Source organism: Pseudomonas sp. R2-60-08W (genome assembly GCF_003852335.1).
In the GTDB taxonomy this organism is placed as follows: Bacteria; Pseudomonadota; Gammaproteobacteria; order Pseudomonadales; family Pseudomonadaceae; genus Aquipseudomonas.
The window spans coordinates 1,562,313-1,575,904 of sequence record NZ_CP027731.1 but is presented as its reverse complement, the minus strand read 5'-3'; the positions used below and the strand labels follow the sequence as shown (position 1 = coordinate 1,575,904).

The window sequence follows — 13,592 nt, the reverse complement described above, 5'->3', positions numbered from 1 at the left end:
CTGCCCCAAGGATTCGACCGCATGAAAGCACCTCTAGCCCTGTGTGTACTGGCGAGCATGGCAACCACCGCCCTGGCCGATACCAGCGCGTCTCGCCTGGATGAGGTCATCGAGCGTGGCACGCTGACGGTGTGCACCACCGGCGACTACATGCCCTACACCTCGCTGCGTGCCGATGGCCACTATCAGGGCATTGATATCGCCATGGCCGAATCCCTGGCCAAGAGCCTCAACGCGACGATCACCTGGGTGCCCACCACCTGGAAAACCCTGATGCCGGATTTTCTGGCGCAACGCTGCGACATTGCCGTGGGCGGTATTTCGGTGTCGTTGGAACGCCAGAAAAAAGCCTTCTTCAGCCAGCCGCTGGGCGTCGACGGCAAGATCCCGCTGGTGCGCTGCGCCGACGTGCAGCGCTACCAGAGCGTCGAACAGATCAACCAGCCTCAGGTGCGGGTGATCGAACCGGCGGGCGGCACCAACGAAGTATTTGCCCGCACCCACCTGGGCCAGGCGCAGATACGCCTGCACGATAACGTGACAATTTTTGACGAACTGCTGGCGGGCAAGGCCGACGTGATGATCACCGACGCCAGCGAAGCGCGGTACCAGCAAAAGCAAAAACCGGGGCTCTGTGCGGTCAACCCCGAGCGGCAGATGCAGTACAGCCAGAAAGCCTTCCTGCTGCCGCGCGATGACGTGGCCTGGAAAAGCTACGTCGACCAATGGTTGCACCTGAGCGTGGCGACCGGGGTGTATGACGGCATTGTCAGTCAGTGGCTGGCGGCGCCTTGATCAGCTTGCGCCACGATTCCCTCGCCGACCGTCTACGCTCTTGTCATTCCAACAAAATCGAGGGATGGATAAATGAACACACTGTTGCGATTCACCTGGCTGTTGCTGTTGTGCTGTAGCCAGGTGCACGCCGCCACGGCCCAGGATGCGGAGGCCCAGGCGGCCAAGGCGCTGCTGGAAAAAGCCCTCGCGTACTACCAGAGCAACGGTGACAAGGCATTGGCCGCTTTCAGCCGCCAAGGTGAGTTCATCGACCAGGACCGCTACGTATTCGTGGTCGATACCAAAGGCGTGCTGCTGGCCAGTGGCGGCCCCTCTTCGGCCCTGATCGGTCGAGACGTGTCCGAGGTACTTGGGCCTGATCTGCAGGCTTCGTTCAAGCAAGCTATCAGCGCGCCCGAAGGCCAGGGTATCCAGCAGGCCGATTACCGCTGGGAGAACTGGAATGACGGCAAGGTCGAGCACAAGCACGTGTTTTACCAGCGCGTGGGCGAGCGCATCCTGGCGGTCGGCTATTACCTGCCACGGGCTACGCCGGAACAGGCACGGGCGCTGCGCAACAAAGCGGTGAACGCGCTGGTGAAGGATGAAGCGGGGACGCTCAAGGCGATCAACTCATTGCAGGGTGGTTTCCTGCAGGACGATCTCTACGTGTTCGTGGTGGACCTGGATACGCGGCGCTATGTGGCCCATGGCACTAATTTGCGCTTGATCAATACGGATTTTGCCAAGGTCAAGGACCCGGATGAGAAGCCTGTGGGTGAGCCGATTCTTCAACTGATGACTGAGCAGGATCAGGGGGAGTACAAATATCGGTGGAAGAATCCGGTGACGGGGAAGGTTGAGAATAAGCATGCTTATTTGCGTAAGGCGGGGCGGTTTATGGTGGCGGTGGGGTATTACAGTCCCTGACTGGGGGGCACGTTTTCTCGTGGCGGCCTCTGGGCCGACCAAGTAGTGAGTTTTATTGAGTACATATCCGTTATTCAGGTAACGGCGGCTTAGGGTTCCGCCCTTACGGCGGGTCACTTTGGAAAAGCCCCAAAGTAACCAAAGGGCTCTTGCCCCACCACTCGGCACCTCGCCTAGGCTCGGTGTGCCCGTAATCCGACAGTGATTTGGGGGGCCGCCGCCACGCGCCATCCATGGCGCGGGGCGGCTAAACCGGCGTCCTGCCGGTTTACCCCCCAAATCCCTATCGAATTCCGGCCAGCGTGGTTTAACGGGGCGCTTAAGATCAAAATCAAAATCAAAAGCAAAAGCGAGGCGGCCTTCGAGCCGACCTAATCATTGAAGCGTGCGCGGTGTGGCTTCTACTTCCTCAGACGCTGACGAAGTCAGCAATCTTTTGATCTGGCTCTTGCTCTTGCTCTTGCTCTTGCTTTGGATCTTGATCTCAGTCGCCCCGTTAACCACGCTGGCCGAACGCAGGCTTGAATCCGTGGGTAACCCGGCAGGACGCCGGGTTAGCCGCCCTGCGCCATGGATGGCGCATGGCGGCGGCCCACGGATTCAAGCCGGAGTGAGGGCATGCCGAGCCTAGGCGAGGCACCGAGTGGTGGGGCGAGGACCTTTTGGTTACTTTTGGGTCCTTCCAAAAGTGACCCGCTGTAAGAGCCAGCCCTTTCAAGGTCTTTTGATTTTAGCGGCCTTGAGCACCCGATCCGTCGACACATGGGCATTCGCGGCTTTGCCTTCCAGCCATTCCTTGGGTTTAGGCACCTTCGGCCCCCGCTTGCTCTTGACGACCGCTTTGGGCTGGATATTTCGAGCAAGTGCAAGCAGGTATTGAGCCAGCCCCGCTGCGGGGATAGGGATGGATAAATATTCTGGCAAGGCTATTTGCATTCCCTCGTAACCGCTGCGTACCTGCACCGTCAGGTGGAAAATCGATGCATCCCAATCGTCGGGCAAAGTCTGGCGATGAGCCTGCTCGACGCTGCGTTTGAGCACGGCCAGAACGTTGTAAGCCAACACGGCTGATGCAAATCCCAACAGGGCTGCTTTAGGGTTGCCCAAGGTTTCGATTTCACTGTCCAACACCGCTTCCAGGCGCTGGAACATCCCTTCGATGCTCCAACGACGGCGGTACAAATCGGCGATTTGCTCAGCACTGATAGAGTCGGGCAAGTTGCTCCAGAACAGCAGCGTGGTGTCGCCGGATTCGGTGGGGTTTTGCAGGCTCAGTTCGACTCGCCGCCACTGGCGTCCACCTTTTACTTCGATGATTTGCTCACGCACGCTGCCTGCCGCGACCGCAACAGGCAGCTGCCAGTCGCTTTCCTTAAGCAGACGTGGATGTTTGCTCTGTTCGCGAATGATGAACGAGGCCCCGGTATCTTCGCAGGCCTCCATGACTGGAAGCGTGCAGTAGAGTCGATCAGCCATCCACAGTTGCCCCGCGTTGGCCTTTTCCAGCAACGGCAGCACGCTGACGCGTTCGCTGGCATAGGCATCTTCACAAGGCTGCAGATCAACGACCTGGTCCAGATCGGGGTCGTAAACCACAACGGAAAAACCAGGCCGGGCGGCGCCTCGTTCACGGCGCAAAGCGCCCAGACGCTTTTCGCTCGAAGGCAGGTGGTTACCGTCAACGACCCGTAGTTGCCAACCAGGCAAAATGGCTGTGTGCCCCAGTTCTTTTATCGTCGGTGCCAAACGCTCTGCGCTACCGGTGACCAAGGCGCGCAGTAGCGCAGGCTCTGTACGACTGACCTTGTCATACAGCGCCGCCAAGCTGACAGGAAGATCTTCCATCTGTCGCGCGGCGGCATGCAGCGAAGGTCGCAAACCCAATGAAACAAGGGACATCAGTTCAACGATGGTTGAAAACAAAAGCTCTCGTGGGTACTGCCGCTGACGGTGCTCTTCGAATATCTGGTCGACCCATTCAGCAGGAACAGCCTGCTCCAATATCACTCTGGTCATGACACTGGCCGGTGCTTTTTTCTCAAACCGCGCTAGAACCTCTGCCCACATCGCTTTCGTCACCCTGATCGGAGTTTTGCGGGATTTTATCAAAGACCTTGAAAGGGCTGGCTGTAAGAGCGGAACCGCCAGCCGCCATGACATAAATAACGGATATGTACTCAATAAAACTCACTACATGGTCGGCCCAGAGGCCGCCACGCCCCCAACCCCTCAGCGCTTATCCCCAAGCCCCCGCAACACCCGATCCGGCATCACCACCGCCGCCGCCAACCCCAACAACGACACCCCCGCACTCACCATCAACAAATGCCGAAACGTCACCGCCAACTCCCCCCGCAACGCATCCCGCGCCGCCCCAGGCGCAGCGTTAAGCCCATCAAGCAGCACATTGCCAGAGCCCCCCTCGCCCACCAACGCACCACTGGCCAAATGAACAAAACTCCCATCCTGCAACAACGCCAACAGCAACGCCGACATACACGCCACCCCCACCGCCCCACCCAGGGAGCGGAACAGGTTGGTCGTACTGGTCGCCACGCCAATATCACGCTGCTCCACCGAATTCTGCGTCCCCACCAGCGACGTCGGAAACTGCATCCCCGCAGCAATCCCGCACAGCAGCATGAACAATGACGTCAGCCCGACTGCCTCAGGCGCGCTGTAGGCCATGCCGAAAATCGCCAGGGGGCTCAACACCGCGCCACTGAGGATCATCGGTTTATAGCGGCCCGTCACCGACGTCATGCGCCCGGCGAAATAGGCGCCCATCGGCAACCCCATCGCCAGGGGCAGCAGGTGCAGAGCCGCGCTGTCGGCACCGGCGCCGGTCACGGTCTGGTAACGCAGCGGCATCAGCACGGTCAGGGAAATCGCCTGGAAGCTGGTGATGAAAATCGTGCACCAGCACAACACCGCGCTGCGGTTGACGAACAGGTGCATGGGCAACAACGGCTCCGGCGCGCGGCGTTCATGCCATACGAACACGCTCAACGCCAACAACGCACAGGCCAGCAGCCCGAGCACTTGATCGTCACGCCAGGCATGGCCCTGGCCGATTTGCGTGATACCGAGCAACAAAGCGGTCAAGCCGATGATCATCAGCACGGTGCCGAGGTAATCGATGATCGGCTTGCGTTGCGGCACCGGCAACCCCACGAGGGTGCGATGGGCCACGTACCAGGCAACTGCGCCCAACGGCAGGTTGATCAGGAACACCCAGCGCCAGGACAGGTATTGGGTCATATAACCGCCCAACACCGGCCCGGCGACGCTGGCCACCGCGTACATGCTGCTGAAATACCCCTGATAACGCCCGCGTTCACGAGGTGGGATGATGTCGCCAATGATCGTCTGGCTCACCGAGACCATCCCGCCGGCACCGATGCCCTGGAGAACCCGTGCCAACACCAACTGCTCCATGCTTTGCGCCAAGCCACAGAACAGCGAGGCGCCAGTGAACAGCCCCATGCCGAACAACATCATCGGCCGCCGCCCGTACAGGTCGCCGAGTTTGCCGTAGATCGGCACCGCCACCGTCATCGCCACCATGTAGCCGGAGATCACCCAGGCCAGCAGGTTGACGTCATGAAATTGCGCAGAAATGGCCGGCATCGACACGGCGACGATGGTCTGGTCCAGCGCGCCGAGAAAGATCGCCAGCATCAGCGCGGCGAGGATGCTGCGCACGGCGGGAACGGTTGGAGTGGGCGGATTGAGAGCAGTCACGGCAGAACCTTCGAGCAGGGCCCGCAGGCAATGGCAGCTTGCGGGAATGCCGAATACGATAGCAGGCTATTCGATAGCTTCGTAAGGAAGCCCGACGTAATTTTCCGCGATGGTCTTGCGCCCCGCCTCGGAGTTAATGAAGTAATCCAGCTCGCTCTCGGCAATGCGCTGGCTGAAGCCGTCCGCCTCGGGAAATTGATGCAGCATCGAGGTCATCCACCAGGAAAACCGTCCGGCCTTCCACACCCGCCGCAGGCAGATGGCGGAGTACCGCTCGAGCAACTCCACGCGCCCTTCGCGATAGACCTTGAGCAAGATCCGAAACAAGGTGTTCACATCACTGGCCGCCAGGTTCAAGCCCTTGGCGCCGGTGGGCGGCACGATGTGCGCGGCATCGCCGAGCAGGAACAGGCGCCCGTACTGCATCGGCTCCACCACGAAGCTGCGCAGCGGTGCGATGCTTTTTTCAAGGGACGGCCCGCTGACCAACCGTTCAGCCAGGTCGGCGGGCAGGCGGGTTTTCAGCTCATCCCAGAAGCGCTCGTCCGACCAGTCGGCCAAAGGCTCCTGCGCGGGCACCTGCAAGTAGTAACGGCTGCGGGTCGGCGAACGCATGCTGCACAGCGCAAAGCCACGGGAATGCTTGGCGTACACCAGCTCCGGGTGCACCGGCGGCGTATCGGCAAGCATGCCCAGCCAGCCGAACGGATAGACGCGCTCGAACACCTGCAGCGCCTCGGGCGGAATCGACTGACGGGCCACGCCGTGAAAGCCATCACAACCGGCGACGTAATCGCACTCCAGGCGAAAGGCCTGGCCCTGATGCTCGAAGGTCAGCCAGGGACGCTCACTTTTCAGGTCATGGGGTTGTACGTTCGAGGCTTCATACAATGTCGTGGCGCCGGCTGCTGCGCGGGCGGCCATGAGGTCGCGGGTGACTTCGGTCTGGCCGTAGATCATCACCGACTGGCCGCCGGTCAGGGTCTTGAGGTCGATGTGCGTGAGTCGGCCATCGCGCGCCAAGGCGAAACCGTCATGCACCAGGCCCTCGGCGTCCATACGTCGGCTGACACCGGCCTCGCGCAGCAGGTCGACCATGCCTTGCTCCAGCACCCCGGCGCGGATGCGGCCTTGCACGTAATCGGCGGCCTGGCGCTCTAGGATCAGGGTCTGGATGCCAGCATTGTGCAGCAACTGGCCGAGCAGCAGTCCGGAAGGCCCGGCGCCAATAATAGCGACTTGGGTTTTCAGCGTTTTCATTATTCTTATGGCCTGCAGGCTTCACCCGAACCGAACGAGTGAAAGAGTTGTCAGTGGACGTGTGGCTGACATTTTTCACTTGAGCGAGCAGCATAAGAAGGTGAAAACTGTTTCAAAGCCTGCGCTTTTTGCCAATCGGGGCGATTACCGACCACTTCCTGAGTATCGGATTGAAACCATGACCAACACCGCGATTCCGGTCTTCAAGCTTTACGGGGAAAGCCAACAGTGGCCGACCCCCGATTTGTTGCACTGCGAAACCATTTCCCGGCGCAGTCGGGAATACCAGTGGGAAATCCAACCCCACCGGCACGCGGATCTCTGCCAGCTGCTGTACGTGCACAAAGGCCAGGCACACCTGGAAATCGAAGGCCAGCGCACCACCCTCAACGAAGCGAGCCTGCAGGTACTGCCGCCGCTGTGTGTGCACGGTTTTCGTTTTTCCGAAGATGTCGAAGGTTACGTGGTGACCCTGTCGGCGCCCCTGGTCAGCCACTTGCAGGCGCAACTGGGCAGCACGGTCGATGGCCTGCACGCCCTGGGCAACTACCCGGCGGGCAAGGACAGTGATTACCTCAACAACCTGTTCACCCGCTTGCAGGACGAGTACGCCGACGATCAACCGGCACGCGACATGATGATGCACGCCCTGGTCAGCGTGCTGCTGGTGTGGGTCAGCCGCCAGGCGATCCAGCGCCGCCACCCCAGGGTGCCACGCAGCCGTGAATATTTCCGACGCTTCACCCAGTTGGTCGAACAGCATTACCGCGAACACCCCAAGATTGAAGACCTGGCCCACAAGTTAGGCATCTCGGTCTCACACTTGAATGGGACGTGTCGGGAGTTGGGCGGGCAGCCAGCCTTGCAGATCATGCATGACCGCCAGTTGCTGGAGGCCAAGCGCCTGCTCACTTACACCAGCATGACGATCAATGAAATGTCGGAAGTGCTGGGGTTTTCCGACCCGACCAACTTCTCACGCTTGTTCCGCCGCAGGGTCGGATTCTCACCCAAAGCGTTTCGCGAGCAGCTGAAGGCCGATAGCCCGCAGCATTGAACGCAGCATTGAACATGGGGCGGCGTGCAGCGTGTCCGGCATCAACGCAAGGCACTGAAACTGCCGCTGCGGGGCACACACATATCCTGATGGCAACTGATCGCAAAGGTGGGCTGCATCCGCGTCTGTTCCACGCGATACGCGGCCGTCCCGTACAGCGCGGTAGCCAATGCGCACAGGCTGAAAATCATCAGGTACTTTCTGGTTTTAATACTCATGACACACCTCTGAACAGATCTATACGGTGCTGTTTAAAGCATAGGTCAGTCCGGGCAAGTTGCCATGATTGCAGGCCATTCAGCCCGTTTATGTCGCCTCAGAGACCGGCATCCCAAGCGGGCGCCTCGGGAAACCGCAGCACCAGAAAATCCAGCAGGCTGCGCAACGCCGAGGGCATGTGCTTGCGCGAGGCATACACCGCATAGATATTCATCTGCCGTGGCTCGGCCCCCGGCAGCAAGCGCACCAGTTCACCGCTGCGGATCAGGTCGCCGGCCTGATAGCTGGGAAGCATCGCCACCCCTGCCCCAGCCAGCGTGACACGCAATAACGTACTGGCCTCGTTGGCGGTGATATTGCCGTGTACGGGCACCGACACATGCTCGCCGTTTTCCTCGAAATGCCACAGGTTCTTGCCGAAGTAGGAGTGGGTCAGGCAGTTGTGCCGGGCCAGGTCTTCGACTTTCTGCGGCGCCGGATGCACCTGCAGATAAGCCGGCGTGGCGCACACCACCGAGCGGCATACGGTCAGGCGCCGGGCGATCAGGTTCGGGTCCAGGTCGTTGCTGGTGCGGATCGCCAGGTCGATGCGCTCATCCACCAGGTTCACCGTGCGATCCAGCATCTGCAGGTCGACCGTCACCAACGGGTAGCGTTTGACGTACTCGGCAATGGCCGCGCCCAACTGCGCCTGGCCGAACGAGGTGCTGACACTCAAGCGCAGCAGGCCCCGCGGGGTCTCATCGGGCTCGCTGACGGCGGCCTGCATATCAGCGCACAGTTCCAGCAATTGCCGACAACGCGGCAGGGTTTCACTGCCGGCAGCCGTGAGACTGAGCTTGCGCGTGGTGCGGTGCAGCAGGCGCGCGCCGACCCAATCTTCCAGCTCGGCCAGATAGCGCGAGACCACTGGGCGCGACAGGTCCAGATGATCGGCGGCGGCAGATTGACTGCCCAGGTCCACCACGCTGACAAACACGCGCATTGCTTGAAGACGATCCATGATTTGCCCGATTTCAGAAACAAACTATGTCTCAGCATCGCATTTTTTGTGATGTTTTATGCAACTAAGCTCTGCGCATCCCTTACCGATGGCAGGAGCTGCCCGATGTTCTCGACCTTCAAACGCTTGACCCTGGCGACCGCCGCCCTGGCCTTCAGCGCCCACGCACTGGCGGCAGAGTTGACACTCGAGGTATACAACCCCGGCGAAGCCGCGATTTTCCCGGTCAGCTCGGTGCTGGTCAGCGGTGCCAAGGACGCGATCCTAGTGGACGCACAATTCGGCAAGGGCCAGGCCGAGCAACTGGTGCAGAACATCCGCGCCAGCGGCAAACACCTGACCACCATCTACATCAGCCACGGCGACCCGGACTACTACTTCGGCCTCGACACGCTCACCGCCGCATTCCCCGAGGCGAAAGTGCTGGCGCCCCAACCGGTGGTCGACCATATCAACGCCACCGTCGCCGCCAAACTGGCGTTTTGGGGCCCGAAAATGGGCGCCGACAAACCGGCCAAGACCCTCGTGCCACAGGTGCTCGAAGGCCACAGCCTGACATTGGAAGGCCAGTCACTGGAAGTCATCGGCCTGGACGGCCCGCAGCCGGATCGCAGTTTTGTGTGGATTCCGTCGATCAAGGCCGTGGTCGGCGGCGTGGTGGTCGCGCAAAACATTCACCTGTGGATGGCTGACACCCAGACCCCGCAGTCCCACAAGGATTGGCTGGCCACTCTGCAACGTATTGAAGACTTGAAGCCGACCACCGTGATTCCGGGCCACTACCTGGGTACTCCATCGCCTGCCTCAGTCACCTTCACCGCCGACTACATCAAGGCCTTCGACATCGAAACCGCCAAGGCCAAGGATTCTGCCGCCCTGATCGCGGCGATGAAAAAGCGCTACCCGACCCTCGCCGACGAAAGCTCGCTGCAGTTGAGCGCCAAAGTCGCCAAGGGCGAAATGAAGTGGTAATTGGTTTTAAACCCTGACCTGACTGGAGAACGTCATGAGCAAGATCGCAATCATTGGTGCCACCGGCCGTGCCGGTAGCCAACTGCTGGAAGAAGCGCTGCGCCGTGGCCATACCGTCACTGCCATCGCGCGCAATACCGACAAACTGGCCGTACGCCCTGGCATCACGGCCAAACGCGTCGATGCCCTGGACGCCGATGCCCTGCAACAGGCCGTAAGCGGCAGCGATGTGGTGATCAGTGCGGCGCACTTTGCCACCTTGCCTGCCAGCGCCGTGATCGGCCCGGTCAAAAAGGCCGGGGTCAAACGCCTGTTGGTGGTGGGTGGCGCCGGCTCGCTGCTGCTGCCGGACGGCAGCCGGGTGATCGACAGCCCGGGCTTCCCGGCAGAATACAAAACTGAAGCCAGTGCGGGGGCTGAGTTCCTGGAAGCGCTGCGTCAGGAAAAGGAATTGGATTGGACCTTCCTGTCGCCGTCGGCCCTGTTCGATGGAACCGAGCGCACCGGTAAATTCCGCCTGGGCCAGGATGATCTGCTGGTCAGCAGTGACGGAACAAGCTCGATCAGTTTCGCCGACTACGCCATTGCCATGCTCGATGAAGTGGAAACCCCCAAGCACTCGCGCAAACGCTTCACCGTTGGCTACTGACACCCGTCAATTAAGCGAAAGTAGTCCACTGTAGGAGCGAGGCGGGCGCCTCGCTCCTACAGTGGCATTAGGGCAAGCCACCTCCCGCATGTGTGCAGCCAATCCATCAGCGGCTGTGGATGCAGGAGACTATTTTGAGCTGTGGACCACTTCAACCACCCTGTTAATTCTGCCAGTAGACGCCTGGGTACAACGCCGTAACATTCAAGCCATGCACCGTGTTGATGCACAAGGAGGCTGCATGGCTAAGTTATCGATATTTTCCGGCAATCTCGTGGTGATTGGCTTTGGCTCGATCGCCAAAGCCACGTTGCCGCTGTTGCTACAACAAGAAACGCTGATCCTGCGCACCATCACTGTGATTGCGCCCGTGCTTGAGCAAACTTCATGGTTTGAAGCCAACAACATCATCTTTATCCAAGCGCACCTGGACGAAGACAACTACGAAGCCTTGCTTGACCGATATGTCGACCGCGGCGACTTCCTGCTCAATTTATCCGTGGACGTCAGCTCCATCGCCCTGATGACTTACGCCGCCCATGCAGGCGCGTTGTACCTCGACACCTGTATCGAACCCTGGGCTGGCGGTTATATCGACCCGGCACTGTCCAGCGCCCAACGCACCAACTACGCCTTGCGCCAGCAAATGCTCATGCTGCGCAACAGGCTCGGCAAGGGGCCTACGGCGGTGGTCGCCCATGGCGCCAACCCGGGCTTGATTTCACACTTGCTCAAGGCCGGCCTGATGCGGTTGGCTGACGAGTTGAAGCACCCGGCGCCCCTCGCTGACGGCCAAGTGCAGTGGGCGCGCCTGGCGATGCAGATGGGGGTCAAGGTGGTGCATATCGCCGAGCACGATACGCAACGCTCCACCCAGCCCAGACAAGCTGGAGAGTTCATCAATACCTGGTCGGTCGACGGTTTTATCAGCGAGGCCGGGCAGCCAGCAGAGTTGGCGTGGGGCACCCATGAACGACACTGGCGCAAAGACGCACGACGCCATCGTACCGGGGCGAAAAACGCGATCTATCTGGATCACCCCAGTGCCACCGTGCCCGTCAGAACCTGGACACCCGTGGCGGGCAGCTGCCTGGGCCTGCTGATTACCCACCATGAAACCTGCTCATTGGCCGATTACCTGACGCTACGCGAACACGACGAGGTGATTTATCGCCCCACGCTGCACTATGCCTACCGCTGCTGCGACGACGCACTGTTGTCGATCAACGAGTTGATCGGTAACGACTGGGCGCCTCCGCGCAGCAAACGGGTGATGGGGAGTGAAGTTGCCGACGGCGGGATCGATGCGCTCGGGGTATTGCTCATGGGACATGCCTTGAATGCCTATTGGTTTGGCTCGATGCTGTCGGTTGACCAGGCGCGGGTTCTAGTGCCGTTCAATACGGCCACCAGCCTGCAGGTCGCCGCAGGGGTGTTCGCAGGAATGGTCTGGGCGGCGCGCAATCCTGACCGGGGTATCGTCGAGGCCGAGGATATGGACCATACGCCTATCCTCGACACGGCCGCCCCCTACCTCGGGCGTGTGGTTGCGCAGCGAACCGACTGGCGGCCGACCCATACGAGCGCACAGGACAAACGCGACGACATTCAATACCCGTGGCAATTTGCGCAATTCGCTGGGGCATAAAGCATTTTTTCAATAGCCCCAACGACTTTCTCATTTGCCTGCCCTCGCCCACCCGTGGCCTGATTCGCCCTGGTTCATTCAAGGCAGGCCCATGGAAAACGTTCAGGCAAAACCCACCACCGCCGTGTGGCTGATGATTAGTGTGGTGCTGGTCGCCCTCAACCTGCGCCCGTCGATGGCGGCCGTGGGGCCTTTGTTGTCGTCGATTCGCGCTGAGGTGCCGCTGAATTTCAGCAGCGCGGCCTTGCTGACCATGTTGCCGGTGATGGGCATGGGCCTGGCGATGTTCTTTGGCATGGGCCTGGCCAGGCGCTTTGGCGAACACCGCAGTATCGTGGTGTCGTTGCTGGTGATCGGCGTGGCGACAGTGTCGCGGCTGTGGCTGGATTCAGCGCTGGAGCTGATTGTCAGCGCCATTGCCGCAGGCATCGGGATCGCGCTGATCCAGGCGTTGATGCCGGCGCTGATCAAGTCGCGCTTCAGCGCTGACGTTTCGTTGTTCATGGGCCTGTATGTCACCGCGATCATGGGCGGCGCGGCACTGGCCGCCTCGTTTGCGCCCTTTGTGCAAGTGCACACCGGCAGTTGGCGCATGGGTCTTGCGATATGGGCAGGGCTGGCGCTGCTGGGGCTGGTGTTCTGGTACGCCCAGCGCTCGGCGTTGCCGCCCTTGCCTCAGGTCAACAGCGGCCCGCAGGCGTCGTTTTTCGGCAATCGCCGGGCCTGGTTGCTGGCGCTGTTTTTCGGCCTCGGCACGGCGTGCTACACCTGTGTGCTGGCGTGGCTGGCACCGTATTACGTCGAGCAGGGCTGGAGCGAACAGCAGGCCGGTTTGCTGCTGGGTCTGCTGACCGCCATGGAGGTCGTCTCCGGCCTGGCAACCCCCGCCATCGCCAATCGGCGCCGGGATAAACGCGGCGTGGTCGCGGTCTTGCTGGTGCTGATCATCATCGGCTTCTGCGGCCTGATCCTCAGCCCGCAGCACCTGAGCCTGGTGTGGCCGTGCCTGCTCGGCCTGGGGATCGGCGGCCTGTTTCCGATGAGCCTGATCCTGTCCCTCGACCACCTCGACAATCCGCGCCGTGCCGGTGGCCTGACCGCGTTCGTGCAGGGCGTCGGCTACCTGATCGCCGGCCTCTCGCCGCTGATCGCCGGGATGATCCGCGACCAATTGGGCAGCTTCGAATGGGCCTGGTGGTCATTGGCGGCCGTGGTGGTGGTGATGCTGCTGATGGTCACGCGCTTCAATCCCGCGCATTACGCGCGGCATATCCGCTGAGGTCGTGTTGTAAACACTTTTTGTCCCACCCAAAACATAGAAGAGTCCTACAGA

12 protein-coding genes are annotated in these 13,592 nt (G+C 60.8%); 7 read left to right on the top strand and 5 right to left on the bottom strand.

The window, feature by feature from the left end:
- Positions 1-21 precede the first annotated feature (21 nt).
- Both C4J90_RS07150 and C4J90_RS07145 read left to right on the top strand, forming a co-directional pair.
- Positions 22-795 carry a transporter substrate-binding domain-containing protein gene (locus C4J90_RS07150; protein WP_124361760.1) on the top strand — a complete coding sequence of 258 codons (774 nt, stop codon included), beginning with the start codon at positions 22-24 and terminating at the stop codon, positions 793-795.
- A 72-nt stretch (positions 796-867) separates the two neighbouring features.
- Positions 868-1,707 carry a cache domain-containing protein gene (locus C4J90_RS07145; protein WP_124419500.1) on the top strand — a complete coding sequence of 280 codons (840 nt, stop codon included), beginning with the start codon at positions 868-870 and terminating at the stop codon, positions 1,705-1,707.
- Between the two features lie 714 nt (positions 1,708-2,421).
- Here the strand turns inward: C4J90_RS07145 and C4J90_RS07135 are convergent.
- From C4J90_RS07135 to pobA, 3 genes are all read right to left on the bottom strand, one after another.
- Positions 2,422-3,723 carry an IS4 family transposase gene (locus tag C4J90_RS07135; RefSeq protein ID WP_124419103.1) on the bottom strand — a complete coding sequence of 434 codons (1,302 nt, stop codon included), beginning with the start codon at positions 3,721-3,723 and terminating at the stop codon, positions 2,422-2,424.
- A 213-nt stretch (positions 3,724-3,936) separates the two neighbouring features.
- On the bottom strand, positions 3,937-5,451 hold the full coding sequence (locus C4J90_RS07130) for an MDR family MFS transporter (protein WP_256658930.1): 1,515 nt from the start codon (positions 5,449-5,451) through the stop codon (positions 3,937-3,939).
- A gap of 66 nt (positions 5,452-5,517) precedes the next feature.
- Positions 5,518-6,702: a 4-hydroxybenzoate 3-monooxygenase gene (gene pobA / locus C4J90_RS07125; protein WP_177413423.1), complete on the bottom strand. Its 1,185-nt coding sequence runs from the start codon at positions 6,700-6,702 to the stop codon at positions 5,518-5,520.
- A gap of 187 nt (positions 6,703-6,889) precedes the next feature.
- Between pobA and C4J90_RS07120 the strand changes: the two genes are divergently transcribed.
- The gene (locus C4J90_RS07120) at positions 6,890-7,768 is read left to right on the top strand and encodes a helix-turn-helix domain-containing protein (RefSeq protein WP_124361755.1); all 879 of its coding nucleotides are present in this window, start codon (positions 6,890-6,892) and stop codon (positions 7,766-7,768) included.
- 41 nt (positions 7,769-7,809) lie between these two features.
- Here the strand turns inward: C4J90_RS07120 and C4J90_RS26845 are convergent, their stop codons facing one another.
- The gene (locus C4J90_RS26845; RefSeq protein ID WP_164484515.1) at positions 7,810-7,986 is read right to left on the bottom strand and encodes a hypothetical protein; all 177 of its coding nucleotides are present in this window, start codon (positions 7,984-7,986) and stop codon (positions 7,810-7,812) included.
- A 98-nt stretch (positions 7,987-8,084) separates the two neighbouring features.
- A complete protein-coding gene (locus C4J90_RS07115) occupies positions 8,085-8,990 on the bottom strand; it encodes a LysR family transcriptional regulator (RefSeq protein ID WP_124419497.1) in 906 nt (301 codons plus the stop codon).
- 105 nt (positions 8,991-9,095) lie between these two features.
- Between C4J90_RS07115 and C4J90_RS07110 the strand changes: the two genes are divergently transcribed.
- From C4J90_RS07110 to C4J90_RS07095, 4 genes are all read left to right on the top strand, one after another.
- Complete coding sequence (locus tag C4J90_RS07110; protein WP_124419496.1) at positions 9,096-9,962, top strand: MBL fold metallo-hydrolase; 867 nt, start codon at positions 9,096-9,098, stop codon at positions 9,960-9,962.
- Between the two features lie 34 nt (positions 9,963-9,996).
- Positions 9,997-10,611 (top strand): NAD(P)-dependent oxidoreductase, encoded by a 615-nt coding sequence (locus C4J90_RS07105; RefSeq protein WP_124419495.1) that lies wholly within the window; start codon positions 9,997-9,999, stop codon positions 10,609-10,611.
- Between the two features lie 241 nt (positions 10,612-10,852).
- Entirely contained in the window at positions 10,853-12,259 is a 1,407-nt protein-coding gene (locus C4J90_RS07100) for a saccharopine dehydrogenase C-terminal domain-containing protein (protein ID WP_124419494.1), read from the top strand.
- Between the two features lie 91 nt (positions 12,260-12,350).
- Positions 12,351-13,538, top strand: coding sequence for a cyanate transporter (locus C4J90_RS07095; RefSeq protein WP_124419493.1), 1,188 nt, complete (start codon positions 12,351-12,353; stop codon positions 13,536-13,538).
- Positions 13,539-13,592 lie beyond the last annotated feature (54 nt).

Coding starts and splice junctions, on each gene's coding strand:
- C4J90_RS26845 (WP_164484515.1), bottom strand. CDS start 7,986: ATGAGTATTAAAACCAGAAAGTACCTGATGATTTTCAGCCTGTGCGCA.
- C4J90_RS07105 (WP_124419495.1), top strand. CDS start 9,997: ATGAGCAAGATCGCAATCATTGGTGCCACCGGCCGTGCCGGTAGCCAA.
- C4J90_RS07145 (WP_124419500.1), top strand. CDS start 868: ATGAACACACTGTTGCGATTCACCTGGCTGTTGCTGTTGTGCTGTAGC.
- C4J90_RS07115 (WP_124419497.1), bottom strand. CDS start 8,990: ATGGATCGTCTTCAAGCAATGCGCGTGTTTGTCAGCGTGGTGGACCTG.
- C4J90_RS07110 (WP_124419496.1), top strand. CDS start 9,096: ATGTTCTCGACCTTCAAACGCTTGACCCTGGCGACCGCCGCCCTGGCC.
- C4J90_RS07120 (WP_124361755.1), top strand. CDS start 6,890: ATGACCAACACCGCGATTCCGGTCTTCAAGCTTTACGGGGAAAGCCAA.
- C4J90_RS07100 (WP_124419494.1), top strand. CDS start 10,853: ATGGCTAAGTTATCGATATTTTCCGGCAATCTCGTGGTGATTGGCTTT.
- C4J90_RS07135 (WP_124419103.1), bottom strand. CDS start 3,723: ATGACCAGAGTGATATTGGAGCAGGCTGTTCCTGCTGAATGGGTCGAC.
- C4J90_RS07150 (WP_124361760.1), top strand. CDS start 22: ATGAAAGCACCTCTAGCCCTGTGTGTACTGGCGAGCATGGCAACCACC.
- C4J90_RS07095 (WP_124419493.1), top strand. CDS start 12,351: ATGGAAAACGTTCAGGCAAAACCCACCACCGCCGTGTGGCTGATGATT.